Below are 23,217 nucleotides of genomic sequence, written 5' to 3'. Positions count from 1 at the left end.
GTTTCGTTCTACCGAAGCAGTCGTTGTATGCTGCTCCGGTTGCCCGATACCCATCGGGACATTCCTCCTGGCAACGCCACCCACGATCATTGCACTGATCCCGGCATGCCGGGATTAACCGTAAGTGCATCTGAAGTCTTGGAGTGACCCGTGGCTGCCAACTGCGACGTCTGCGGCAAGGGGCCGAGCTTCGGCAACAACATCTCGCACTCTCACCGCCGTACGTCCCGTCGCTGGAACCCGAACATCCAGCGCGTTCGTGCCGTGGTCAGCGGGACGCCGAAGCGGCTCAACGCCTGCACCTCGTGCATCAAGGCCGGCAAGGTCTCGCGCTGACGCATGTAAGCGCGGCCACCTAGCTGGTTGCTGAAAGAGCCGGTTCCCCTCGGGGAACCGGCTCTTTCGTGTGCCCGCACAAGTCCACGGGCACCGTTCGTCCGACGCCAGTACTTACTGCTCCCTGAATCGCCACCCATGATCCACGGGCCCGATCCCGCCGCCGAGCGCGAATCCGGCCTCGATCGCCCCGGTCACGTACTGCTTCGCCGCCGCGACCGCCTCCGGTACCGCCAGGCCCTTGGCCAGGTGGGAGGCGATGGCGCTCGCGAGGGTGCAGCCCGTGCCGTGCGTGTGCCGGTTGTCGTGGCGGGGCGCGCGCAGCCAGTGCTCCTCGGAGCCGTCGGTGAGCAGGTCCACCGCGTCACCCGGGAGGTGGCCGCCCTTGATGAGCGCCCATGCCGGGCCGTACGCGAGGAGGGCGGCGGCGGCTCGCCGCATCCCGTCCTCGGACTCGACGTGGACGCCCGTGAGCTGTGCGACCTCGTCGAGGTTGGGGGTCGCGACGGTGGCGGCGGGCAGCAGCTTCGTACGCACGGAGTCGAGTGCCGAGGCGGCCAGGAGCGAGTCGCCGTGCTTGGAGACGCCCACCGGGTCGACGACGGCGGGGGCGTCCGTGCCGGCGATCAACTCGGCCACCGCTTCGACCAGTTCGGCCGAGGCCAGCATGCCGGTCTTGACGGCCTGTACGCCGATGTCGTCGACGACGCTGCGGTACTGCGCGCGCACCGCCTCCACCGGCAGCTCCCAAAAGCCCTGTACGCCCAGGGAGTTCTGCGCGGTGACGGCCGTGACGACGCTCATGCCGTGCGTGCCGAGCGCCAGCATCGTCTTCAGGTCGGCCTGGATGCCCGCGCCGCCGCCGGAGTCGGATCCGGCGACGGTCAGGACGCGGGGCGGGGCGGTGTCCACTCCGGTGCCCGCGCCGGCGCTCACTCCATGTCCCCGTTGTCCCCGAAGTGGTCCCAGCCCTTGCTGGTCCAGGGCGCTCCGTCCACCGTCACCTGGGGCAGGGCCGAGGGGTTGAGGACCTCGCCGATGACCTTCCAGCGTGCGGGCAGCTTCACGTCCGGCGGGAACGTCGCCACGATGGCGTGGTCCTCGCCGCCGTTGAGCACCCACTGCAGCGGGTCGACGCCGACGGCCTGGCCGATGTCGTTCATCTGGGAGGGCACGTCGACGGCTCCGGAGCGGATGTCGATGCGCACCTTGCTGGACTCGGCGATGTGGCCGAGGTCGGCGATGAGCCCGTCGCTCACGTCCGTCATCGAGGTGGCACCGAGACCGGCGGCCGCGGGGCCCGCGTGGTACGGCGGTTCGGGCCTGCGGTGGGCCTCCACGAACGCGCGGGGCGAGCGGAAGCCGCGCGAGAGCACCGCGTGCCCGGCGGCGGACCAGCCCAACCAGCCGGTGACGGCGACGACATCGCCGGGCTGCGCCCCGGCGCGGGTGACCGGCTCGTGGTTGCGCAGATCGCCGAGCGCGGTGATCGCGACGGTGATCGTGTCGCCCCGTACGACATCGCCGCCCACCACCGCCGCTCCCGCGACCTGGCATTCGTCCCGCAGGCCGTCCATGAGCTCGGTGGGCCAGCTGGCGGGGAGTTCGGCGGGCACGACCAGGCCGAGCAGGAGCGCGGTCGGTACGGCGCCCATGGCGGCGATGTCCGCGAGGTTCTGCGCGGCGGCCTTGCGGCCCACGTCGTACGCGGTGGACCAGTCGCGGCGGAAGTGCCGGCCCTCCAGGAGGATGTCGGTGCTGGCCACGACCCTGCGGTCGGGGGCCGACACGACGGCGGCGTCATCGCCGGGCCCGAGCCGGACGGCCGGGGTGGAGGTGAGCCGGGAGGTGAGTTCCCTGATGAGCCCGAACTCCCCCAACTCGCCGACGGTTCCCTTCACCGGGACTCACCATGCCCTTTCACGCTGCTCGGCTTGCGGTCGCGAGCCGTCACTGTCATAGGTACGGTCGATATGACCGTCAACTTCTGTTGCCCGTCCACCGCGATGTGCGCGCCACAGCTCCCCCGGGTCTCCCCGTGGGAAGCGGCGACGCGGTACCGTGGCGTCCCTTCTCCCCACATGATCCTCGTGGCCGCCCTGGAGGTTCCGTGGTACAGGCGTACATCCTGATCCAAACAGAGGTCGGCAAAGCGTCGACCGTCGCCGAGCTGATCGGCAAGATCCCAGGAGTGATCCAGGCCGAGGACGTGACCGGACCCTACGATGTCATCGTGCGCGCCCAGGCGGACACGGTCGACGAACTCGGCCGCATGGTGGTCGCCAAAGTCCAGCAAGTGGACGGCATCACCCGCACCCTGACCTGCCCCGTCGTGCACCTGTAGCCCCCGTCTACCCTTGGCCGGTGAAGATTTCCCGTCGCCGGCGTCGCTGCCTCGTCTCCGCTCCCGCCCTCGCACTGCTGATCGCGTCCGCGGGCTGCTCCTCAGCAGACGAAGCGGTGAAGGCAGCGGTTCCCACCCCGGACAGCAAGGTCACCGAACTGTGCCGGAACCTGGACGAGCGGCTGCCGAAGAAGGTGGACGGTCTGGAGCGCGCTGATCCCGAGCCGAAGTCGGAGCTGACCGCCGGGTGGGGAGACCCGGCGATCATACTGCGCTGCGGTGTCGCCAGACCGCCGAAGATGAACGACCCCGAGGCGGACGGCGTGACGGCTGACGGCGTCAACTGGCTGATGGAGCAGCAGGACGACGGTTCGTTCCGCTTCACGTCCACGCTGCGCAAGGCGTACGTGGAGATCACGCTGCCCGAGGAGCGCGCGGGGAGCGGCGTGGGTCCGCTGACGGACTTCGCCGCCCCCGTCAAGAAGGCGATCCCCAAGGGGATCGCCTAGCGCCTCCCGCGAGGGGCTAGCGCAGCCCGGTCGACCGGTTGAGGGCCGCCTGGACGAGGCGGTCCACCAGCTCGGGGTAGCTGACGCCGCTCGCCTCCCACATCTGCGGGTACATGGAGATGGGCGTGAAGCCCGGCATCGTGTTGATCTCGTTGATCACGAACCCGTCCTCGGTGAGGAAGAAGTCCGTGCGCACCAGGCCCTCGCAGGACGTGGCCTCGAAGGCGTCGACCGCGAGCCGCTGGATCTCGGCGGTCTGCTCGGGCGTCAGCGGGGCGGGCACGATCCCGGGTGTCGAGTCGATGTACTTCGCCTCGAAGTCGTAGTAGTCGTGCGACTGCACCGGCGGGATCTCGGCGGGCAGGCTCGCGCGCGGCCCGTCCTCGAACTCCAGGACCCCGCACTCGATCTCACGGCCGCGCAGCAGCGACTCGACGAGGATCTTGGGGTCGTGACGGCGGGCCTCCTCGATCGCCTCGTCGAGGCCGTCGAAGGAGTCGATCTTCGTGATGCCCATCGAGGAGCCCCCGCGTGCGGGCTTGATGAACAGCGGCCAGCCGTGCTCGCCGGCGAACTCCGCGATCTTCTTGCGGGCGGCCGACTCGTCGCGGTCCCACTCGCGCGGGCGGATCACCAGGTACGGGCCGACGGGAAGACCGAAGGAGGTGAACACCCGCTTCATGTACTCCTTGTCCTGGCCGACGGCCGAGGCGAGCACTCCGGCGCCCACGTAGGGCACTCCGGAGAGCTCCAGGAGTCCTTGCAGGGTGCCGTCCTCCCCGTAGGGGCCGTGCAGCATCGGGAAGACGACGTCGACTTCTCCGAGCGCCTTGGGCACGGCGCCGGGCTCGCTGTAGACGACCTCGCGGTTGCCGGGGTCCAGCGGCATCACGACGCCGCCGTCCGCCGACTCGGCGAGCGCGTCGACGTTGGGCACCTGCCGGTCGGTGATCGCCATGCGGTCGGGATCGTCGGCGGTCAGGGCCCAGCGGCCGTCCGTCGTGATGCCGATGGGCAGGACGTCGTACTTGGTGCGGTCGATGGCACGCAGTACGGCGCCGGCCGTGACGACCGAGATGCCGTGCTCCGAGCTGCGGCCGCCGAACACGACGGCCACACGCGGCTTGCGGAGCGGCAGCTCAGAGCTCTGCTCGGGGCGCGGCTCGGGGCTCTGGGGGAGGTTCTCGCTGCTCATATCGGCTTGAGGGTACCCGCTGGCCCGGGGAGAGTCAGCGGCGCTCGGGCTTGGCGCTGCGCGACATCAGCTCCTTGAGGGCGACCACCGGGGGTGTGCCCTCGTGCACGATGCCCACGACCGTCTCGGTGATGGGCATGTCGACGCCGTGCCTGCGGGCCAGATCGAGCACCGACTCGCAGGACTTGACGCCCTCGGCGGTCTGCTTGGTGACCGCGATGGTCTCCTCCAGCGTCATGCCCTTGCCGAGGTTCGTGCCGAAGGTGTGGTTGCGCGAGAGCGGCGACGAGCAGGTGGCCACCAGGTCGCCCAGGCCCGCGAGTCCGGAGAACGTCAGCGGGTCGGCGCCCATCGCCATGCCCAAGCGGGTGGTCTCGGCGAGCCCGCGCGTGATGAGCGAGCCCTTCGTGTTGTCTCCGAGGCCCATGCCGTCCGCGATGCCGACGGCGAGACCGATGACGTTCTTGACGGCGCCGCCGAGTTCGCAGCCGACGACGTCCGTGTTCGTGTACGGGCGGAAGTACGGGGTGTGGCAGGCGGTCTGGAGGCGTTGCGCGATCGATTCGTCGCGGCAGGCGACCACGGCGGCGGCGGGCTGCCTCGCGGCGATCTCGCGGGCGAGGTTGGGGCCCGTGACGACGGCCACGCGGTCGGCTGCGACCTTCGTGACGTCTTCGATGACCTCGCTCATCCGCATCGCGGAGCCCAGTTCGACGCCCTTCATGAGGGAGACGAGCACGGTGTCGGGGGCGAGCAGCGGGGCCCACGCGGCGAGATTGCCGCGCAGCGTCTGCGAGGGCACCGCGAGCACGGTGAAGTCGGCGCCGGCCGCGGCCTCGGCCGGGTCGGTGGTCGCCCTGAGGTTCTCCGGGAGTTCGACACCGGGGAGGTAGTCCGGGTTGCTGTGCGTGGAGTTGACGGCGTCGGCGAGTTCGGCGCGGCGGCCCCACAGGGTGACGTCGCACCCGGCGTCGGCGAGCACCATGCCGAAGGCCGTACCCCAAGATCCGGTTCCGAAGACGGCCACCCTCACCGGGTTCGTCACTTGCTGTCCTCCGTGGTGTTCTCGGGGGTGTTCTCGGGGACGCCTGAACCGCTCAGGTCGGTCGCCTTGCGGCGCTGCGCGAGCCGTGCCTTGCGCGGGTCGTAGGGGACCGCGGGGGCCTTCTCCTGCCGGATCTCCTCGAGGAGTTCGGTGACTCCGGCCATGATCTCCTCGGTCACCTCCCGCAGGATCTCGGGGGTGGGCTCCTTGTCGTAGAAGCGCGAGAGGTCGACCGGCTTGCCCGCGAGGACCTGGAGCTTCTTGCGCGGGAAGAGGCTGAGCTTCTTGCTGTACGGGGGAAGCGCGAGGTTGGCGCCCCACTGGGCGACGGGGATCACCGGGCACTTGGTCCGCAGGGCGACCCGCGCGGCACCGGACTTGGCGGTCATCGGCCACATCTCGGGGTCCCTGGTGAGGGTGCCCTCGGGGTAGAACGCCACGCACTCACCGCGCTCGATCGCGTCGACCGCGGCACGGAAGGCGTCGAGCGCATTCGTGGTCTCGCGGTAGACGGGGATCTGGCCCGTGCCCTTCATGACCTTGCCGACGAAGCCGTCCTTGAAAAGGCCGTCCTTTGCCAGGAAACGGGGCACTCGTCCGGTGTTGTACTGAAAATGCGCGTACGAGAGCGGGTCGATATACGAGTTGTGATTCACCGCCGTGATGAATCCACCGTCGGCCGGAATGTGCTCCATTCCATGCCAGTCCCGCTTGAACAGAACCACCAGCGGCGGTTTTGCGATGACCGCGGCCAGGCGGTACCAGAAGCCGATTCTGCGGCGGGACACTCGGACACCTTCCTCCATGAACCTGGTCGGCCGCACAAGTGTCGCCCCAGGCTTCCTGTCTGTCGAGAACACCGTACGCCCACCCGTCTCCCGGAGCCCGGCCCCGGCGGTGCCCCCACCAGCAGGCCACAATGGGCCCGACGCGAAGGACGGAGCCGCCACCCGTGCAGTGGACCCTGGTGATACCCCTGAAACCGCTGGAGCGCGCCAAGAGCAGGCTCACCGCCACCACTGGCGACACCTTGCGCCCCGGCCTGGCCCTGGCCTTCGCGCAGGACACCGTGGCCGCCGCGATGGCCTGCCCCGCGGTACGGGATGTGGTGGTCGTCACGGGCGACGGCCTCGCCGGGCGCGAGCTGGCGGCGCTGGGGGCCAGGATCGTCCGCGACGAGCCCGTGGGGGGCCTCAACGCGGCCCTGGCGCACGGAGCGGCGGATGTGCGCGCCGTGCGGCCCGGAACGGCCGTCGCGGCGCTCAATGCCGATCTCCCCGCACTGCGCCCCCCGGAATTGAAGCGGGTGCTCGACAGCGCTGCCCGATTTCCCCGTTCTTTCCTCGCGGATGCCGCCGGTATCGGCACGACGTTGCTCTCCGCCACCCCCGGCATGGAATTGCGTCCGGCATTCGGCGCGGCGTCCCGTTCCCGGCACGCGGCCTCCGGGGCGGTGGAACTTCCGCTCGACGACGTCGACTCCGTACGCCAGGACGTGGACACCGGCGACGACCTGCGGGCCGCGCTCGCGCTGGGCGTGGGGCCGCGCACGGCGGCGGCTGCCGCGAGGCTGCTGATCGCCGACTGAGTACGCTTCCCCCATGCAGGCGACCGCGTACACGTACGACTCCGAGACCCGCAGCGGCAGCGTGCTGCTCGACGACGGCACTCCGGTGCCCTTCGACCCCCCGGCGTTCGACGCGGGCGGCCTGCGGCTGCTCAGGCCCGGCCAGCGGGTGCGGATCGAGGTCGAGGGAGAGGGCGAGGGCCGCCGCATCACGCTGGTGACACTGCAGACGTTCTGAGAAGCTCCCGCACACGCCGCGGGCCGGGCTCCCAGTTGGGAGCCCGGCCCGGCGCGTGAGTGCCCTCGTGCCCTTACTTCTTGCGGGCGGTCGCCTTCTTGGCGGTGGTCTTGCGCGCCGTCGACTTCTTGGCCGGAGCGGTCTTCTTCGCGGTGGCCTTCTTGGTGGCCGGCGCGGTCTTCTTGGCGGTGGCCTTCTTGGCGGGGGTCGCCTTCTTCGCCGTCGCCTTCTTGGCCGTGGCCGCCTTCTTGGCGGTCGCCGTCGTCTTCTTGGCGGTGGCCTTCTTGGCCGTGGCCGCCTTCTTCGCCGTCGCCGTGGTCTTCTTGGCGGTGGCCTTCTTGGCGGGGGTGGCCTTCTTGGCCGTCGCCTTCTTGGCGGTGGCCTTCTTGGCCGCGGCCTTCTTGACGGTCGCCGAGGCGCTGCCGCCCGAAAGGCTGCCCTTGGGCGCCTTCTTGACCGCGACGTCGTTCTTCGGGAGCTTCTTCGAGCCGCTCACCAGGTCCTTGAAGCCCTGACCGGCGCGGAAGCGCGGAACCGAGGTCTTCTTGACCCGAACGCGCTCCCCGGTCTGCGGGTTGCGGGCGTAACGGGCCGGACGGTCAACCTTCTCGAACGAGCCGAACCCGGTGACCGAAACACGGTCTCCGCTGACCACGGCACGGACGACTGCGTCCAGAACCGCGTCCACGGCGTCGGCGGCCTGCTGGCGGCCGCCCACCTTGTCGGCAATCGCTTCTACGAGCTGCGCCTTGTTCACGTCTTCCCCTTCGGAGACCTCGCCCGAGCGTATTCGCCAGGCTTTTTCGCACGTTAGGCAGATATATACCGCAAATCAAACACGAAACGGGCTAATCACCCTTGTGCCGCAACGAACTCGACTGTCCATGAGTTCCTCGAAGGTTCCTCGAAGGGCCGTTTGAGCCTTGCGGCTCAGGCATCTTCGGGGAATCGGCCCTCTTCAGCTTCGTCGAGGGACGCCATCAATCGCTCCAGACGCCTTGCCGCATCGGCGAGATCGTGTTTGGCCGCGGCCGTAATGACCAGCAGCTTCCGGGTCAGCGCCATCCGTACGCCCTCCGGGACTTGCAGTGCACGCACCCTTGAGTGCGCTTCCTTCAGTTGGTCCGCAACAAGCCCGTAGAGCTCGAGTTGGCTGTCACGTTCCATGCACCGATTGTGCCATCTGGGGCGAGTTGTCGCCTCCGCAGGGGGTAACTACCCACATCCGGCGCCCTCCTGAGGGTACCCGGTCGGACCGAGTACAAGGGGATTTCAAGCCTCTTCTGCCGTCCGAATCAAGGGAGTTGAGACCACCCGTTCAGGCCAGCGGGCCCCGCCCGGGCCCGGACACAGATGTACCCCCAACCGTCCACGATTGGGGGTACACCAGGGTGCTGCGGGGGTCTTGCGGGGGTGTCAGACCTGCACGGTCCGCGGCTTGTACGAGCGTCGCCCGGCCTCGTACGCGGCGATGTCCGGCTCGTTCTGGAGCGTGATGCTGATGTCGTCCAGGCCGTTCAGGAGACGCCAGCGGGCGTTCTCGTCGAGCTCGAAGTCGGCGGTGACGCCCTCGGCGCGGACCTGGCGATCCTGCAGGTCAACGGTGATCTCGGCCTGCGGGTCGGCCTCCGTCAGCTCCCAGAGCGCGTCCACGATCTTCTGGTCGAGCACGACGGTGAGCAGGCCGTTCTTCAGCGAGTTGCCGCGGAAGATGTCGGCGAAGCGCGAGGAGATGACGGTCTTGAAGCCGAAGTTCTGCAGCGCCCAGACGGCGTGCTCGCGCGAGGAGCCCGTACCGAAGTCGGGGCCGGCCACCAGGACCGTGGCGCCCTGGCGTTCGGGCTTGTTCAGGATGAACTCGCCGTCCTTGCGCCAGGCCTCGAAGAGCCCGTCCTCAAATCCGTCCCTGGTGACCTTCTTCAGCCAGTGGGCGGGGATGATCTGGTCGGTGTCGACGTTGCTGCGGCGCAGCGGAACGGCCCGGCCGGTGTGCGTGGTGAATGCTTCCATGGCTCTCAGACTCCGGCGGTGACAGGGGCGTCAGGGGCATCGGTCAGGTCGGCGGGCGACGACAGGTGGCCCGTCACCGCGGTGGCGGCGGCGACCTGGGGCGACACCAGATGGGTGCGGCCGCCCTTGCCCTGCCTGCCCTCGAAGTTGCGGTTGGAGGTCGACGCGGAGCGCTCGCCGGGCGCCAGTTGGTCGGGGTTCATGCCCAGGCACATCGAGCAGCCGGCGTGCCGCCATTCGGCGCCCGCGGCGACGAAGACCTTGTCCAGGCCCTCCGCGACGGCCTCGAGGGCGACCCGGACCGAGCCGGGGACGACCAGCATCCGTACGCCGTCGGCGACTTTGCGGCCCTCGACGATGGAGGCCGCCGCACGCAGGTCCTCGATGCGGCCGTTGGTGCACGAACCTACGAAGACGGTGTCGACCTTGATGTCACGGAGCGCCTGCCCCGCGGTCAACCCCATGTATTCCAGGGCCTTTTCGGCGGCGTACCGCTCCGAGGCGTCTTCGTACGAAGCGGGGTCGGGGACCTGTGCCGAGAGCGGCGCGCCCTGGCCCGGGTTGGTGCCCCAGGTGACGAACGGCGCCAGCTTGGTGGCGTCGATGTAGACCTCGGCGTCGAAGACCGCGTCGTCGTCCGTCCTCAGGGTCTTCCAGTACGCGACCGCCGCGTCCCACTCCTCGCCCTTCGGGGCGTGGTCACGGCCCTCGATGTAGTCGAAGGTGGTGGCGTCGGGGGCGATCATGCCCGCGCGGGCACCGGCCTCGATCGACATGTTGCAGATGGTCATGCGGGCTTCCATCGAGAGTTTCTCGATGGCGGAGCCGCGGTACTCCAGGACGTAGCCCTGACCGCCGCCGGTGCCGATCTTCGCGATGATCGCGAGGATCAGGTCCTTGGCCGTGACGTCGTCGGGCAGTTCACCGTCGACCGTGATGGCCATGGTCTTCGGCGGGGCCATCGGCAGCGTCTGCGTGGCCAGGACGTGCTCGACCTGGGAGGTGCCGATGCCGAACGCCAGCGCGCCGAAGGCGCCGTGCGTGGAGGTGTGGGAGTCGCCGCAGACCACGGTGGTGCCGGGCTGGGTCAGGCCCAGCTGGGGGCCCACCACGTGGACGACGCCCTGCTCCACGTCGCCCAGCGAGTGCAGCCGTACGCCGAACTCGGCGCAGTTCTTGCGCAGCGTCTCCAACTGCGCCCGCGAGACGGGGTCCGCGATGGGCTTGTCGATGTCGAGGGTCGGGGTGTTGTGATCCTCGGTGGCGATGGTGAGGTCGAGCCGCCGCACCGGGCGACCTGCCTGGCGGAGGCCGTCGAAGGCCTGCGGGCTCGTCACCTCGTGCAGCAGGTGCAGATCGATGAAGAGGAGGTCGGGCTCGCCTTCGGCGCGCCGGACGACGTGGTCGTCCCAGACCTTCTCCGCGAGTGTCCTACCCATCGCTTTCCCTCCGACCGGCTGTGTTGGGCCGGCCCAACTAGAGAATTGTTCGTCCACGCCCGTACCCCTCGTGCCGCGCGTGGACCGCTTTCCGTTGGTCCGCGGATCGCACCTACAGGGTGACGTGTTCCATGGAAAATTGAACTTGCGTTTCACAGAGTGAGACGCGAGTATCGACGCATGGACAACTCTAGCGGCGTCGGCGTTCTCGACAAGGCGGCTCTCGTCTTGAGCGCCCTGGAGTCCGGCCCGGCCACCCTCGCGGGTCTGGTCGCGGCCACCGGACTCGCACGACCCACGGCACATCGTCTCGCCGTGGCACTGGAACACCACCGGATGGTGGCGCGCGACATGCAGGGCCGCTTCATTCTCGGCCCGCGGCTCGCGGAACTCGCGGCGGCGGCCGGCGAGGACCGCCTGCTCGCCACGGCCGGCCCGGTCCTCACGCACCTGCGTGACGTGACGGGCGAGAGCGCGCAGCTCTATCGCCGCCAGGGCGACATGCGCATCTGCGTCGCGGCGGCCGAGCGCCTCTCGGGCCTGCGGGACACGGTCCCCGTGGGCTCGACGCTCACGATGAAAGCGGGCTCGTCCGCGCAGATCCTGATGGCCTGGGAGGAGCCGGAGCGCCTGCACCGCGGCCTCCAGGGTGCCCGCTTCACGGCCACGGCCCTTTCGGGCGTACGCCGCCGGGGCTGGGCCCAGTCCATCGGCGAGCGGGAGCCGGGCGTCGCGTCCGTCTCCGCCCCCGTGCGCGGCCCCTCGAACCGCGTGGTCGCCGCCGTCTCGGTCTCCGGGCCGATCGAGCGCCTGACCCGCCACCCGGGCCGGATGCACGCCCAGGCCATCATCGACGCCGCGGGGCGCCTGTCCGAGGCCCTGCGCCGCACGGGCTGACCCGCACCTCCGCACAGCACACGGAACGCCCGAGGGGCCGCCTCAACGCCGCGGCTGCCCCTCGGGCGTTTTCATGCCCCCGCCCTTTCCGCCCCCGGACCCCGGCCTCAGACCGCCTTGAGCCGGTCGGCGGCCCTCTCCCCCCGGCGGCCCACGGGGATCACGCCGGTGGCCTTGCCCAGACCGAACTCCGGCATGTTGACGTAGACCGCCTCATGGGCGCCGGGCGGCACCACGTACGTCTCGTGCCAGAAGCCGACCTTCCCCTTGCCGTCCCGCATCCGCCGGTTGAAGGCGGCCCAGGCGGGCCGGTGCTCCTTGCCCTGCTCCGACGCGTAGGCGAGGAGCTTCTCCGGCGACTCCCAGTACTGGACGACGTACAGCACGCGTGGACTGCCGAGCAGCAGCTGATAGCCGAGCATGCCGCTCCCCGGATCCCGCGACAGCTCCTTGAGCATCCGGGGCATCGCCCGGAAGACGGGCCACCAGCTGCGCACGGCACGGAAGTTGTTGATGCGCATCCCGATGTTGAAGACGGTGACCGGGCCCTGTGCATCGGCGGTCATGCGCCCTTCGATCGGCTTGGTGCTCACGATGGTTCCCCCTTCGGAGAGCGTTGGATAGCTTTGCTATCCATGATTGGATAGTGACACTCCCCAAGGGGAAGCGCAAGAGAGAACCAAGAGAAGGAGCGAGCCGATGAGACTGGCGGAGCTCAGCACGCGCAGCGGGGTCTCGACGGCCACGATCAAGTACTACTTGCGCGAGGGGTTGCTCCCGCCGGGCCACCGCGTGACGGCCACGCAGGCCGAGTACGACGAGAAGCACCTGCGGCGACTGCGTCTCGTCCGGGCGCTCATCCAGGTGGGGCGGGTCCCGATCGCGTCGACCAAAGAGGTGCTCACCGCCCTGGAGGACGACTCCCTGGACCACAACTCCCGTCTGGGCACGGCCGTCTGGGCGCTCCCCCACGGTCCGGAGACCGCCGAGGACGACCCGCACGCACAGGCGGCGCGGCGCACCGTCGACGCACTGCTCGCACGGCTCGACTGGGAGCACGCCCAGGCATACGGGGCCCATTCCCCGGCGTACGGGATGCTGGTGACCGCCGTCACGACCCTGGCCAGGCTCGGATATCCGTGCGCCGTGGAGGACTTGGCGCCCTACGCGCGTGCGGGGCGCCAACTGGCCGTCTCCGACCTGGACTTGATCGAGCGTTACGAGTCCTCGGACGAACAGTTGCAGGCGGCTGTCGCGCTCACCGTGCTGTACGAGCCGGTGCTGCTGGCGCTGCGCCGGATCGCTCAGGCGGAGGAGTCCAACCAGCGCTTCGCGCAAGGGACTTCGGAGTAACGACGAAGGGGGTAACGACGAAGGGGCCCTCCCTTGCGGGAAGGCCCCTTGTCCATTCGCGTACCCCCGACCGGATTCGAACCGGCGCTACCGCCTTGAGAGGGCGGCGTGCTAGGCCGCTACACAACGGGGGCTAGCTTTTCCTGCTGTACTGCTTGGTCCTGCCGTACTGCGCTGGGCTACCAGGACTCGAACCTAGAACAACGGAACCAGAAACCGTCGTGTTGCCAATTACACCATAGCCCACTGTGGTCTAGACCAGCTAGACCCTGCGTACCCCCGACCGGATTCGAACCGGCGCTACCGCCTTGAGAGGGCGGCGTGCTAGGCCGCTACACAACGGGGGCCCTAGCGATCCTGCATCGGCTGCAGTGGGTGCGACCCGGACTGCTTCCATGGGAAGGATCTGTACCCCCGACCGGATTCGAACCGGCGCTACCGCCTTGAGAGGGCGGCGTGCTAGGCCGCTACACAACGGGGGCGTTGCAGATAAGCTCTGCGAGCTGGCCTACCAGGACTCGAACCTAGACTAACGGAACCAGAAACCGTCGTGCTGCCAATTACACCATAGGCCATCGATACGCAACCCCTTCAAGGGGTTTTGCTTCGATTTACGTCTCCCTGTCCGGACCTTTCGGCCTTCTCGGGCGGCGCAGGAAGAACATTACCCGAAGGTGGACGGCGCTCCAAAACGGGTATCCGCGCGGAGCAGCGGCGGCAGCTCGGTGAGACGCGTGATGCGGTGTACGCCCGACGGGCCTTCTTGGTCGGTGCTGTTGCGGTCGAGCCAGATCCCGAGGAGACCGGCGTCCCGGGCGCCCCCCGCGTCGATCTCCGGCTGGTCCCCCACGTAGGCCACTTCCTCGGGGGCGAGACCCATCGTCGTGCAGACCGCGAGGAAGGCCTCCGCCGCGGGCTTGGAGACGCCCAGTTCAGCGGCGCACAGGACGGTCTCGAAGCGGTCGCGCACCCCGAGGATGCGCAGCTTGCGCTCCTGGACGGTCAGGGCGGAGTTGGAGAGGACCGCGTGACGGTAGTCACCGGCGAGGGTGTCCAGGACGGGGACGGTGTCGGGGAAGAGCTTCCACGCGGATTCGTAGTGCACGAGATAGCGCGCGAACCAGGCGTCCGCGTCCTGGTCGGTCAGGACCTCGTCCAGGAACTCGCGTACGCGGTCGCGCCGCTGGGCCTCGAACTCGATCCCGCCGGCGCTGAAGCGCGCCCAGTGGCGCTCGGTGACCTCTTTCCACAGCACGAGGGCACGCTCGGCGGTCTCGTACCGCTCGATGATCCCCTCGGCGGTGAGATGGGCGTGCATGCCCGCCGTATCGGCGTGCGCGTAATCGAAGATCGTGTCATCGACGTCCCAGACCACGGCTTTGATCGGCATGGTCCGAACGTACGCGAAGGGCCCGGACGCCGTGGTGGCTTCCGGGCCCTTCATGCCGAGCGGGAGTGCTTACGCGGCCAGCTTCGCCAGGGCCGCGTCGATGCGCGTCAGCGACTTCTCCTTGCCCAGGATCTCCAGGGACTCGAAGAGGGGCAGGCCGACCGTGCGGCCGGTGACGGCGACGCGGACCGGGGCCTGGGCCTTGCCGAGCTTCAGGCCGTGCTCCTCGCCGGCGGCCAGGACGGCCTCCTTGAGCGACTCGGGGGACGTCCAGTCGGCGGCGTCGAGCTTGGCGCGGGCCGTCGTCAGGAGCGCGGCCGGGTCGCCCTTGCCCATGGCCTTGGTCCAGGACGCCTCGTCGTCGACGGGCTCGTCGAGGAAGAGGAAGTCCACGTTCTCCGTGATCTCGGAGAGGACCTTGATGCGGGTCTGGGCGTGCGGGGCGATGGCCTCCCACGCGGCCTGGTCGAAGGCCTCGGGGGCCCAGTTGGCGTGCGGGGCCTTCAGCCAGGGCTCGCAGGCCGCCGCGAACGCCTTCACGTCCAGCATGCGGATGTGGTCGGCGTTGATCGCCTCGGCCTTCTTCAGGTCGAAGCGGGCCGGGTTGGCGTTCACGTCCGCGAGGTCGAACTTGGCGACCATCTCGGGGATCGTGAAGACGTCCTGGTCCGCGGAGAACGACCAGCCCAGGAGGGACAGGTAGTTCAGGAGGCCCTCGGGCAGGAAGCCGCGCTCGCGGTAGAGGTTGAGCGAGGCCTGGGGGTCGCGCTTGCTCAGCTTCTTGTTGCCCTCGCCCATGACGTACGGGAGGTGGCCGAAGGCCGGGGTCTCCTTGGCGATGCCCAGGTCCGTCAGCGCCTTGTAGAGGGCGATCTGGCGCGGGGTCGAGGAGAGCAGGTCCTCGCCGCGCAGGACGTGGGTGATCTCCATCAGGGCGTCGTCGACCGGGTTCACCAGGGTGTAGAGCGGTGCTCCGTTGGCGCGGACGATGCCGTAGTCCGGGAGGTTCTCGGGCTGGACGGTGACCTCGCCGCGGACGAGGTCCGTGAACGTGATCGCCTCGTCGGGCATGCGGAAACGGACGATGGGCTTGCGGCCCTCCGTCTCGTACGCGGCACGCTGCTCGGTGGTCAGGTCGCGGCAGTGGCCGTCGTAGCCGGACGGCTTGCCGGCTGCGCGGGCGGCCTCGCGGCGCTCGTCCAGCTCCTCCGTGGAGCAGTAGCAGTAGTACGCGCGGCCCGAGTCCAGGAGCTTGGCGGCGACGTCCTGGTAGATGTCCATCCGCTGCGACTGGCGGTACGGCGCGTGCGGGCCGCCGACCTCGGGGCCCTCGTCCCAGTCGAAGCCCAGCCAGCGCATCGCCTCGAGCAGCTGCTCGTACGACTCCTCCGAGTCGCGGGCCGCGTCGGTGTCCTCGATGCGGAAGACCAGGGAGCCCTCGTTGTGCCGGGCGTAGGCCCAGTTGAAGAGAGCGGTGCGGACCAGGCCCACGTGGGGGTTGCCGGTCGGCGAGGGACAGAACCGTACGCGTACGGGAGTCGCGTTAGCCACGCTTGATCACCTTGTTGGTGAGAGTGCCGATGCCTTCGATGGTGACGGCGACCTCGTCGCCGACGTTCAGGGGGCCGACCCCTGCCGGGGTGCCCGTGAGGATGACGTCGCCGGGGAGCAGCGTCATGGCCTCGGAGATGTGCACGATCAGGTCCTCGATGGAGCGGACCATGTCGGTCGTACGCCCCAGCTGGCGCTGTTCGCCGTTGACCGTGCACTGGATGGTGAGGTCGGAGGGGTCGAGGTCGGTCTCCACCCAGGGGCCGAGCGGGCAAGAGCTGTCGAAGCCCTTGGCCCTGGCCCACTGCTTCTCGCGCTGCTGCACGTCACGCGCGGTGACGTCGTTGGCGCAGGTGTAGCCGAGGATGACGTCACGGGCGCGCTCGCGCGGGACCTCGCGGCACATGCGGCCGATGACCACGGCCAGCTCGGCCTCGTAGTGCACCTCCTGCGAGAAGGAGGGGTACGCGATCGAGTCGCCGGGGCCGATCACCGAGGTGGACGGCTTGAAGAAGGCGACGGGGACGTCGGGGACCTCGTTGCCGAGTTCCTTGGCGTGGTCCGCGTAGTTGCGGCCGATGCCCACGACCTTGTTGGGGAGCACCGGAGGCAGCAGCCTGACCTTGCTCAGCGGGACCTTCGTGCCGGAGAGCTCGAAGTCCGCGAACGGGATGCCCTTGATGATGTCGAGGACGAGACCGTCGGTCGTTCCGGGGGGACTTTCGCCCTCGACCGCGCCGAAGGCGACGTTGCCGTCGATGGAGAACCTGGCGATGCGCAAGAGCGGTGCCCTTTGCTGGAGGGAGAGACTGACACCCCAGGCTAACGTGGCCGCCTGCCCCCAGGCCTCCCGTGCTCCCGCGGCTCAGGCCGCCGACGGGCTGAAGGCCTCCGGGGCGTCCATCAGGACCGTGCGGCGGGGGTTGGCCGTCACCGTCGGCAGTTCGAGCGCGTGCTCCGGCTGGTCGGCGGCCGGGCTGACCTCGTCGGCGTCCGTGAGGTGGGCGAGGGTGGTGCGGCGCGGGTTGGCTATGTTGCGGAACATCGCCGACTTGACGGTCTTCATCTGCTGTTCATGCCCTGTCAGTTGAGGCGTCGGGGGGTCGACGCGGGTTGTCGGATTCGCCATCCCTGTAAAGCGTCAGGCTAAACATCCAATTCCCGCCCAAAGCCCGGATGAGGCCTTGATCTTCATGTGAGTTTGCTCACGAGGTAGCGGGCAAAAGGGTCAATTCAGGCCCGTGAAGGCCTTGTTGGAATCGGACATTGCGCCACTGAAGCCATCATTCCGCTCCCGATCATGAACACTGGGACACCCATCGGCCAGAGCTTTACTGGGGTCAATGGACCGTTTTGCCCCAGATCACTTTCTACGTCTCGTGACGCGTCACTCACGCCCAGTCACGGAGGTCGCGGCGCGACACACGGGCCTTGTTGGAGATCCTGCACTGTGCTGGAATTCCCGGGACCGCCGCGGGATCGAACCGGCGCGCAGGGGCGCAACGCAGCGCCGAGTGGCGGCGGGAAAGGGGAGCCAGCGCCGGTCACTCACGACCACCATGGGGCGTTCTGCGCCCCACGACGCCGACACCGTCCCGCCGTTTGTGCGGAGGGACGCCTGGTCCAGAGGTTGCGACGCTAGTGCAGGGACGTTTCAAGAGGGATGGCAGCAGCGCTGCGGCGGAGCCGGAGCGCGGCGGGACCGACCGCGGCTCCTCGGCCCAGCACGCCCAGAACCCCGGGCAGATACCGTCCGGCGAGACCGGCCGCGGGGCCGGCGGCGTGAGCCTGCCCACGGCCACCGCGTCGTCGGGCGGCACGACGGGCACCGTGAAGTCGCCCACCGGGCCCGGCTCGCGAATAGCCCTGCGCAACTGGCGCATCTCCACCCGACTGGTCTCGCTGCTCGCGCTCCCCGTGATCACCGCGACCTCCCTCGGCGCGCTGCGCATCAACGAGTCCATGGACGAGATCCAGCAGCTCAACAACATGAAGCTGCTGACCGACATGACCAAGCGCGCCACCGAGCTGGCCTCCGCGCTCCAGGAGGAGCGCGACCGCTCGGCAGGCCCCCTCGCGCACGGCGCGAACTCCTCGGACTACGTGGTCAAGGGCGCCCGGCAGAAGACCGACCGCGCCTACAACCGCTTCCTCCAGGAGACGCAGGACCTCGACAACACCGACGGCGACAAGGGCCTCCTCGGCGTCCGCGCCAACACCGTCGAGATCACCCAGCAGCTCCAGAAGATCAACGACGTACGCAAGAACGCCTACGACGACGAGAACTCCACGTCGCAGACGGTCGATGCGTACAGCCAGCTCATCGAGCAGTTGCTCACCCTGTCCTCGGACATGGCGCAGGCGACCAGCAACCCGGACATGATCCAGCGCACCCGCGCCCTGACGGCCTTCTCCTCCGCCAAGGAGTACGCCTCGGTGCAGCGCGCCGTGATCGCCGCCTCGCTCCCCGCGGGCGACAGCACGTTCGGCAAGATCTCCGAGACCGACCGGCGCTACGGCTGGTCCGCGCTCGACAAGGAGAACTCCGAACTGGATGCCTTCAAGGGCATCTACTCCGGTAACCCCGACGAGCTCACCAAGCCCATCGACGGCGGAAACTCCTCCATCAAGGGCGCCGACTCCTACGCCAAGCGTGTGCTTGAGCAGGAGGGCGGCATCAAGCTCCAGGACAAGCGGTCGTACAAGGACTGGGTGGACGCCGACACCACCAAGATCGACGCGATGTCCAAGATCGAGCTCACGCTGCTCAACGAGATGGAGCAGAAGGCCCGCGAGCTGCGCAACGAGTCCGAGCAGGCCGCCATCCTCAACGGTGCGCTGATCCTGCTCGTCCTCGGTGTCTCGCTCGTCGGCGCCTTCGTCGTGGCCCGGTCCATGATCCGCTCGCTGCGGCGCCTCCAGGACACCGCGACCAAGGTCGCCCAGGACCGGCTGCCCGAGCTCGTCAAGCAGCTCTCCGAGGCCGACCCGCAGGACGTCGACACCTCCGTCGAGTCCGTCGGTGTGCACTCCCGGGACGAGATCGGCCAGGTGGCCGCGGCCTTCGACGACGTGCACCGCGAGGCCGTCCGCCTCGCCGCCGAGCAGGCGTTGCTTCGAGGCAACGTCAACGCGATGTTCACCAACCTGTCGCGCCGTTCGCAGGGCCTCATCCAGCGCCAGCTCTCGCTCATCTCCGAGCTGGAGTCGCGCGAGGCCGACCCGGACCAGCTGTCCTCGCTCTTCAAGCTCGACCACCTCGCGACCCGCATGCGCCGTAACGGCGAGAACCTCCTCGTTCTCGCCGGTGAAGAGCCCGGCCGTCGCTGGACCCGGCCCGTCCCGCTCGTCGACGTGCTGCGTGCCGCCGCGTCCGAGGTGGAGCAGTACGAGCGCATCGAACTCTCCGCGGTCCCGACGACCGAGGTCGCCGGACGCGTGGTCAACGACCTCGTGCACCTGCTCGCCGAGCTCCTGGAGAACGCCACGTCGTTCTCCTCGCCGCAGACGAAGGTCAAGGTCACCGGTCACGCGTTGCCCGACGGGCGTGTGCTCATCGAGATCCACGACACCGGCATCGGTCTGTCGCCCGAGGACCTCGCCGCGATCAACGAGCGGCTCGCCTCGCCGCCCACCGTGGACGTCTCGGTCTCGCGCCGCATGGGTCTGTTCGTGGTCGGCCGCCTTTCGCAGCGTCACGGCATCCGCATCCAGCTCCGTCCCTCGGACTCCGGCGGCACGACCGCGCTGGTCATGCTGCCCATCGATGTCGCCCAGGGCGGCAAGAAGGCGCCGAACAAGCCCGGTGCCCCCGCTCCCGGCCAGGGGGGTGGCCCCGTCGCCGCGCAGGCGTCCGCGGGTGCCGCGGCAGCGCGTCGCGGAGTCGGCGCCGGTAACGGTGCGCCCGGCTCGGCAGGCCCCGCGGGATCCCAGGGCAGGCTCGGCGCCGGTCCGCCGCGTGGTCAGGTCACGGGTGCGGGGCCGCGTGCCGCGCTGCCCTCGCGTGACGCGGGACCGGGGCCGCGCAACGGTTCGCCGTCCGCTCCCGCGGGCCCGCCGTCCGGTCAGCAGCCTCCCCGCCAGGGGCCGCCCGGACAGGGTGCCGGCGCCCCGGGCTCGTCCGGCGGCAGCCTCTTCGGGGGCGGGCAGGGCGGTGGCCGCGGTCAGGCTTCCGCGCCGCAGCCTCCGGTGCCCCAGCAGCGTACGAACCCGGTGAACCCCGCGGGGCCCGCGAACCCCGCAGGTCCGGCGAACCCCTCCGCGCAAGACGCCGGAGACCAGGGCCGCAGGCCGCAGCTCCCGCCGCGCGGTGGTCCGCGTGCCGAGCTTCCCGGGGGCAACCCGCAGCCGCGCGTGCCCAGTTGGAGCGACGAGAACGCGCAGCCGCAGATATCGCGCGAGCCGTTCGACACCCCGCGCGGGCACGAGGAGCCGGAGTCCACCGGACAGTTCCCGCACCCCTCGGCCGGCGCCGCACAAGGCCCCGGATCGACCGCCGAGTTCGCGCGGCCGGACTTCAACGGGCCGCCGCCCGGCACGGGTTCGCCGCAGAACGCGGGCCAGCAGGGTGGTCAGGGTCAGCAGGGTCAGGGCCAGCAGGGTCAGGGCTCGGGTCAGGGTCAGCAGGGCACCGGTCAGTTCGTCCGGCCGGACGTCTTCGGTGGCCAGGACTCCTCTTCGGGCACGGGCCAGTTCCAGCGTCCCGGCACCAGCGCTCCCGGATACAACGGCGGGGCGCCCCGGCGCGGTCAGAACCCCGGGCAGAACCCCGGCCAGCGCCCCGGCCAGGGCCAGGGTGCGCAGAGCCAGGGCGGTCAGGGCCAGGGCGGTCAGGGCCAGGGCGGTCAGCTCGGCATCCCGCCGGTCCCGCCGCAGCCTCAGCAGCCCGTACGCCCCTCGCAGCCGGACGAACTGCCGCCCGCCGGTCCCGGTGACGGCCGTACCCCGCTGTTCGACACGCTGGAGACCAACTGGTTCCAGCAGCAACAACAGCAGCAAGGGCAGCAGCCCCAGGGCGGCGCCCCCGAGCAGCAGCAGCCCCAGCGGCAGCAGCCGTCGTCGTCCTCGTCGTCCCTTCCGTCGAGGCCGCAGGCACAGCAGCCGCAGCACCCGGGCGCCTCCCAGCGTCCGAACGGAACGCCCGCCGCCCCCTCCTCGCCGGCCAACGGAACCGGTGGCGGGAACGGCAGCCACGTCACGAACGGCAGTGCCGCCTCCTGGCGCACCTCGCCCAACGACGAGCTGGGCCGCCAGGCCGAGCGCGTCCGGCAGCCGTCCGCCGGTGGCGTCACCACATCCGGCCTGCCGCGCCGCGTCCCGCGAGCCAACCTCGTCGCGGGCACCGCTCAGCAACAGCAGGACAGCACAGGTCCGCAGGTCTCGCGTGCGCCCGACGACGTGCGCGGCCGGCTGACGAATCTCCGTCGGGGTATCCAGCAGGGTCGTCAGGCCGGTACCGGCCAGACCGGCAGCTTCCCCACTCACCAGCAGGAGCGTTAGTTGAGTCCGAGCCAGGCGGCACAGAATCTGAACTGGTTGATCACGAACTTCGTGGACAACACCCCCGGGGTGTCGCACACCGTCGTGGTCTCCGCCGACGGCCTGCTTCTGGCGATGTCCGAGGGATTCCCGCGTGACCGCGCCGACCAGTTGGCCGCGGTCGCCTCAGGGTTGACCTCCCTCACCGCCGGGGCCTCGCGGATCTTCGAGGGCGGCGCCGTCACCCAGACCGTGGTGGAGATGGAGCGGGGGTTCCTCTTCCTCATGTCGGTCTCCGACGGTTCGTCCCTCGCCGTGCTCGCGCACCCCGAGTGCGACATCGGCCTCGTCGGCTACGAGATGGCGCTCCTCGTGGACCGCGCGGGCGCCGTCCTGACCCCGGACCTCCGCGCCGAACTGCAGGGCAGCCTGCTGCACTAGCTCTCTTCATCGGCCGCCCCACCGACCGAACGTACTGACCACCGTCCGGCCAACCTGGTGCCCCCCACCGGCTCTATCAGACGGCACGCAGACCACCTGCTGTCCCGCCCGGAGGATCCATGACCCCGCCCAACGCCTCTCACGAACCGTACGGCTCTCAGGCGTCGTACGGCTATGAAGGCGACCAGCCGCTGGTGCGTCCTTACGCGATGACCGGCGGCCGGACAAGGCCCCGCTACCAGCTCGCGATAGAGGCGCTGGTGAGCACGACGGCCGACCCGGCGCAGCTGATGGGGCTGCTCCCGGAGCACCAGCGCATCTGCCACCTGTGCCGCGAGGTCAAGTCGGTGGCCGAGGTTTCGGCTCTGCTCTCCATGCCGCTCGGCGTGGCCAGGATTCTCGTGGCCGACCTGGCCGAGGCCGGGCTCGTCGCCATTCACCAGCCCGGCGGCGACGAGAACGCCGGCGGCCAGCCAGACGTGACACTGCTCGAAAGGGTGCTCAGTGGACTTCGCAAGCTCTAGCAGCGGCGGAGGCCGCTCCACCACCAGCGCGAAGATCGTGGTGGCGGGCGGCTTCGGCGTGGGCAAGACCACGTTCGTCGGGGCGGTCTCTGAGATCAACCCGCTGCGCACCGAGGCCGTCATGACGTCCGCCTCCGCGGGCATCGACGACCTCACCCACACCGGCGACAAGACGACGACGACCGTCGCCATGGACTTCGGCCGCATCACCCTGGACCAGGACCTGATCCTGTACCTCTTCGGTACGCCCGGACAGGACCGCTTCTGGTTCATGTGGGACGACCTCGTACGCGGCGCCATCGGTGCCGTCGTGCTCGTCGACACCCGCCGTCTCGCGGACTGTTTTCCGGCCGTCGACTACTTCGAGAACTCCGGCCTGCCCTTCGTCATCGCCCTCAACGGCTTCGACGGCCACCAGCCGTACACCCCCGATGAGGTGCGCGAAGCTCTCCAGATCGGTCCCAACACCCCGATCATCACCACGGACGCCCGACACCGTGCGGACGCAAAGAGTGGCCTGATCACACTGGTCGAGCACGCACTTATGGCCCGACTCAAGTAGACGAGGGCGTACGGCAGTTGCCGTAGATTCCACAGAGTGGTCTGTGTCTTTTGACACGGATGACCGCTCTGTTCATAACGTTTCGACAGAGAATTCACCGGGCGCCGCCACGCGTCGCGGTCATTCGGTGTCGCTGCGCGCACAAGAGCCCCGCCTTTTGGCGGGGCTCGCTCTTTTTGACCGTTTTATCTGAGGCTTACACCACTCGGAACTTGCCCTTCCCACTGTTTGGTAGAGGACCCCCTGACGTGCTGGAATGCGCTGAACTGCCCAGTAGCACGGGCCTTGGAGACGACAGCGGGACCGGTGTAGGTCCCGCCGCCGAGAGGTTGTTGGTC

The 23,217-nt window shown here is 69.4% G+C and carries 25 protein-coding genes and 5 tRNA genes; 11 read left to right on the top strand and 19 right to left on the bottom strand.

Annotation, left to right across the window (positions count from 1 at the left end; genetic code table 11):
- The first annotated feature begins 150 nt into the window (after nt 1–150).
- Nucleotides 151–336: a 50S ribosomal protein L28 gene (rpmB, locus tag ACWGIH_RS26260; RefSeq protein ID WP_160507429.1), complete on the top strand. Its 186-nt coding sequence runs from the start codon at nt 151–153 to the stop codon at nt 334–336.
- 114 nt (nt 337–450) lie between these two features.
- Here the strand turns inward: rpmB and thiD are convergent, their stop codons facing one another.
- Both thiD and ACWGIH_RS26250 read right to left on the bottom strand, forming a co-directional pair.
- Entirely contained in the window at nt 451–1,272 is an 822-nt protein-coding gene (gene thiD, locus ACWGIH_RS26255) for a bifunctional hydroxymethylpyrimidine kinase/phosphomethylpyrimidine kinase (RefSeq protein ID WP_453443645.1), read from the bottom strand.
- A complete protein-coding gene (locus tag ACWGIH_RS26250; protein WP_453443647.1) occupies nt 1,269–2,237 on the bottom strand; it encodes a thiamine-phosphate kinase in 969 nt (322 codons plus the stop codon). The genes thiD and ACWGIH_RS26250 overlap by 4 nt, the downstream gene beginning before the upstream one ends.
- Before the next feature lie 209 nt (nt 2,238–2,446).
- Between ACWGIH_RS26250 and ACWGIH_RS26245 the strand changes: the two genes are divergently transcribed.
- Both ACWGIH_RS26245 and ACWGIH_RS26240 read left to right on the top strand, forming a co-directional pair.
- Complete coding sequence (locus tag ACWGIH_RS26245; RefSeq protein ID WP_016642988.1) at nt 2,447–2,680, top strand: Lrp/AsnC family transcriptional regulator; 234 nt, start codon at nt 2,447–2,449, stop codon at nt 2,678–2,680.
- Nucleotides 2,681–2,706: 26 nt separating this feature from the next.
- On the top strand, nt 2,707–3,189 hold the full coding sequence (locus ACWGIH_RS26240; RefSeq protein WP_453443736.1) for a DUF3515 domain-containing protein: 483 nt from the start codon (nt 2,707–2,709) through the stop codon (nt 3,187–3,189).
- Between the two features lie 16 nt (nt 3,190–3,205).
- Here ACWGIH_RS26240 and ACWGIH_RS26235 read toward each other — a convergent pair whose 3' ends face one another.
- The 3 genes from ACWGIH_RS26235 to ACWGIH_RS26225 are packed head-to-tail and all read right to left on the bottom strand — an operon-like array spanning nt 3,206 to nt 6,217.
- Nucleotides 3,206–4,384 (bottom strand): D-alanine--D-alanine ligase family protein, encoded by a 1,179-nt coding sequence (locus ACWGIH_RS26235; protein ID WP_453443649.1) that lies wholly within the window; start codon nt 4,382–4,384, stop codon nt 3,206–3,208.
- A gap of 34 nt (nt 4,385–4,418) precedes the next feature.
- Nucleotides 4,419–5,429, bottom strand: coding sequence for an NAD(P)H-dependent glycerol-3-phosphate dehydrogenase (locus ACWGIH_RS26230; RefSeq protein WP_453443650.1), 1,011 nt, complete (start codon nt 5,427–5,429; stop codon nt 4,419–4,421).
- Nucleotides 5,426–6,217 carry a lysophospholipid acyltransferase family protein gene (locus tag ACWGIH_RS26225; protein ID WP_453443651.1) on the bottom strand — a complete coding sequence of 264 codons (792 nt, stop codon included), beginning with the start codon at nt 6,215–6,217 and terminating at the stop codon, nt 5,426–5,428. Before ACWGIH_RS26225 ends, ACWGIH_RS26230 begins: the two co-directional genes overlap by 4 nt.
- Before the next feature lie 164 nt (nt 6,218–6,381).
- On the opposite strand from ACWGIH_RS26225, the gene cofC reads away from it, so the two are divergent.
- Nucleotides 6,382–7,017 (top strand): 2-phospho-L-lactate guanylyltransferase, encoded by a 636-nt coding sequence (gene cofC, locus ACWGIH_RS26220; protein WP_453443652.1) that lies wholly within the window; start codon nt 6,382–6,384, stop codon nt 7,015–7,017.
- Between the two features lie 13 nt (nt 7,018–7,030).
- Entirely contained in the window at nt 7,031–7,234 is a 204-nt protein-coding gene (locus tag ACWGIH_RS26215) for a hypothetical protein (protein ID WP_160507421.1), read from the top strand.
- 73 nt (nt 7,235–7,307) lie between these two features.
- On the opposite strand, the gene ACWGIH_RS26210 is transcribed toward ACWGIH_RS26215, so the two are convergent.
- From ACWGIH_RS26210 to leuC, 4 genes are all read right to left on the bottom strand, one after another.
- Nucleotides 7,308–7,991, bottom strand: a complete 684-nt coding sequence (locus ACWGIH_RS26210; protein WP_453443654.1) for an HU family DNA-binding protein — start codon at nt 7,989–7,991, stop codon at nt 7,308–7,310.
- A gap of 173 nt (nt 7,992–8,164) precedes the next feature.
- The gene (locus ACWGIH_RS26205) at nt 8,165–8,401 is read right to left on the bottom strand and encodes an SCO5555 family protein (RefSeq protein WP_363212500.1); all 237 of its coding nucleotides are present in this window, start codon (nt 8,399–8,401) and stop codon (nt 8,165–8,167) included.
- 249 nt (nt 8,402–8,650) lie between these two features.
- Nucleotides 8,651–9,244, bottom strand: a complete 594-nt coding sequence (leuD, locus tag ACWGIH_RS26200; protein WP_453443655.1) for a 3-isopropylmalate dehydratase small subunit — start codon at nt 9,242–9,244, stop codon at nt 8,651–8,653.
- A 5-nt stretch (nt 9,245–9,249) separates the two neighbouring features.
- Nucleotides 9,250–10,683 carry a 3-isopropylmalate dehydratase large subunit gene (gene leuC, locus ACWGIH_RS26195; protein WP_453443657.1) on the bottom strand — a complete coding sequence of 478 codons (1,434 nt, stop codon included), beginning with the start codon at nt 10,681–10,683 and terminating at the stop codon, nt 9,250–9,252.
- 180 nt (nt 10,684–10,863) lie between these two features.
- Here leuC and ndgR point away from each other — a divergent pair, with 180 nt between their 5' ends.
- Nucleotides 10,864–11,580 (top strand): IclR family transcriptional regulator NdgR, encoded by a 717-nt coding sequence (gene ndgR / locus ACWGIH_RS26190; RefSeq protein ID WP_053137572.1) that lies wholly within the window; start codon nt 10,864–10,866, stop codon nt 11,578–11,580.
- 107 nt (nt 11,581–11,687) lie between these two features.
- Here ndgR and ACWGIH_RS26185 read toward each other — a convergent pair whose 3' ends face one another.
- A complete protein-coding gene (locus ACWGIH_RS26185; protein WP_453443737.1) occupies nt 11,688–12,146 on the bottom strand; it encodes a DUF4188 domain-containing protein in 459 nt (152 codons plus the stop codon).
- Between the two features lie 133 nt (nt 12,147–12,279).
- On the opposite strand from ACWGIH_RS26185, the gene ACWGIH_RS26180 reads away from it, so the two are divergent.
- A complete protein-coding gene (locus tag ACWGIH_RS26180; RefSeq protein WP_453443659.1) occupies nt 12,280–12,933 on the top strand; it encodes a MerR family transcriptional regulator in 654 nt (217 codons plus the stop codon).
- A 61-nt stretch (nt 12,934–12,994) separates the two neighbouring features.
- Here ACWGIH_RS26180 and ACWGIH_RS26175 read toward each other — a convergent pair.
- The 9 genes from ACWGIH_RS26175 to ACWGIH_RS26135 form a co-directional block, all read right to left on the bottom strand.
- Nucleotides 12,995–13,067, bottom strand: a tRNA-Glu gene (locus ACWGIH_RS26175).
- Nucleotides 13,068–13,107: 40 nt separating this feature from the next.
- Nucleotides 13,108–13,179: transfer RNA gene (locus tag ACWGIH_RS26170), tRNA-Gln, on the bottom strand.
- A 28-nt stretch (nt 13,180–13,207) separates the two neighbouring features.
- Nucleotides 13,208–13,280, bottom strand: a tRNA-Glu gene (locus ACWGIH_RS26165).
- A 62-nt stretch (nt 13,281–13,342) separates the two neighbouring features.
- Nucleotides 13,343–13,415: transfer RNA gene (locus tag ACWGIH_RS26160), tRNA-Glu, on the bottom strand.
- A gap of 21 nt (nt 13,416–13,436) precedes the next feature.
- Nucleotides 13,437–13,508: transfer RNA gene (locus tag ACWGIH_RS26155), tRNA-Gln, on the bottom strand.
- An 89-nt stretch (nt 13,509–13,597) separates the two neighbouring features.
- Nucleotides 13,598–14,323, bottom strand: a complete 726-nt coding sequence (locus tag ACWGIH_RS26150) for an HAD family hydrolase (protein WP_453443661.1) — start codon at nt 14,321–14,323, stop codon at nt 13,598–13,600.
- A 69-nt stretch (nt 14,324–14,392) separates the two neighbouring features.
- Complete coding sequence (gene gltX / locus ACWGIH_RS26145; RefSeq protein ID WP_453443662.1) at nt 14,393–15,874, bottom strand: glutamate--tRNA ligase; 1,482 nt, start codon at nt 15,872–15,874, stop codon at nt 14,393–14,395.
- Nucleotides 15,867–16,655 carry a fumarylacetoacetate hydrolase family protein gene (locus ACWGIH_RS26140; RefSeq protein WP_190084715.1) on the bottom strand — a complete coding sequence of 263 codons (789 nt, stop codon included), beginning with the start codon at nt 16,653–16,655 and terminating at the stop codon, nt 15,867–15,869. Before ACWGIH_RS26140 ends, gltX begins: the two co-directional genes overlap by 8 nt.
- An 84-nt stretch (nt 16,656–16,739) precedes the next feature.
- Nucleotides 16,740–16,940 (bottom strand): hypothetical protein, encoded by a 201-nt coding sequence (locus ACWGIH_RS26135; RefSeq protein ID WP_453443738.1) that lies wholly within the window; start codon nt 16,938–16,940, stop codon nt 16,740–16,742.
- Between the two features lie 575 nt (nt 16,941–17,515).
- Here ACWGIH_RS26135 and ACWGIH_RS26130 point away from each other — a divergent pair.
- The 4 genes from ACWGIH_RS26130 to ACWGIH_RS26115 all read left to right on the top strand — a co-directional run bounded on the left by ACWGIH_RS26130 (nt 17,516) and on the right by ACWGIH_RS26115 (nt 22,879).
- Nucleotides 17,516–21,373 carry a nitrate- and nitrite sensing domain-containing protein gene (locus tag ACWGIH_RS26130; protein WP_453443665.1) on the top strand — a complete coding sequence of 1,286 codons (3,858 nt, stop codon included), beginning with the start codon at nt 17,516–17,518 and terminating at the stop codon, nt 21,371–21,373.
- The gene (locus ACWGIH_RS26125; RefSeq protein ID WP_098244998.1) at nt 21,374–21,793 is read left to right on the top strand and encodes a roadblock/LC7 domain-containing protein; all 420 of its coding nucleotides are present in this window, start codon (nt 21,374–21,376) and stop codon (nt 21,791–21,793) included.
- 119 nt (nt 21,794–21,912) lie between these two features.
- Complete coding sequence (locus ACWGIH_RS26120; RefSeq protein WP_363212493.1) at nt 21,913–22,317, top strand: DUF742 domain-containing protein; 405 nt, start codon at nt 21,913–21,915, stop codon at nt 22,315–22,317.
- Nucleotides 22,298–22,879 (top strand): ATP/GTP-binding protein, encoded by a 582-nt coding sequence (locus ACWGIH_RS26115; protein ID WP_160507410.1) that lies wholly within the window; start codon nt 22,298–22,300, stop codon nt 22,877–22,879. Before ACWGIH_RS26120 ends, ACWGIH_RS26115 begins: the two co-directional genes overlap by 20 nt.
- Nucleotides 22,880–23,217 lie beyond the last annotated feature (338 nt).

It is taken from the genome of Streptomyces sp. NPDC054872, assembly GCF_053610705.1.
This window is presented reverse-complemented; position numbering and strand designations above follow the sequence as displayed.

Excerpts from the sequence above, each read along its gene's own strand:
- ACWGIH_RS26235 (WP_453443649.1), bottom strand. The coding sequence starts at position 4,384 with ATGAGCAGCGAGAACCTCCCCCAGAGCCCCGAGCCGCGCCCCGAGCAG.
- ACWGIH_RS26215 (WP_160507421.1), top strand. The coding sequence starts at position 7,031 with ATGCAGGCGACCGCGTACACGTACGACTCCGAGACCCGCAGCGGCAGC.
- ACWGIH_RS26205 (WP_363212500.1), bottom strand. The coding sequence starts at position 8,401 with ATGGAACGTGACAGCCAACTCGAGCTCTACGGGCTTGTTGCGGACCAA.
- leuD (WP_453443655.1), bottom strand. The coding sequence starts at position 9,244 with ATGGAAGCATTCACCACGCACACCGGCCGGGCCGTTCCGCTGCGCCGC.
- leuC (WP_453443657.1), bottom strand. The coding sequence starts at position 10,683 with ATGGGTAGGACACTCGCGGAGAAGGTCTGGGACGACCACGTCGTCCGG.
- ndgR (WP_053137572.1), top strand. The coding sequence starts at position 10,864 with ATGGACAACTCTAGCGGCGTCGGCGTTCTCGACAAGGCGGCTCTCGTC.
- ACWGIH_RS26185 (WP_453443737.1), bottom strand. The coding sequence starts at position 12,146 with ATGACCGCCGATGCACAGGGCCCGGTCACCGTCTTCAACATCGGGATG.
- ACWGIH_RS26180 (WP_453443659.1), top strand. The coding sequence starts at position 12,280 with ATGAGACTGGCGGAGCTCAGCACGCGCAGCGGGGTCTCGACGGCCACG.
- ACWGIH_RS26150 (WP_453443661.1), bottom strand. The coding sequence starts at position 14,323 with ATGCCGATCAAAGCCGTGGTCTGGGACGTCGATGACACGATCTTCGAT.
- ACWGIH_RS26135 (WP_453443738.1), bottom strand. The coding sequence starts at position 16,940 with ATGAAGACCGTCAAGTCGGCGATGTTCCGCAACATAGCCAACCCGCGC.
- ACWGIH_RS26120 (WP_363212493.1), top strand. The coding sequence starts at position 21,913 with ATGACCCCGCCCAACGCCTCTCACGAACCGTACGGCTCTCAGGCGTCG.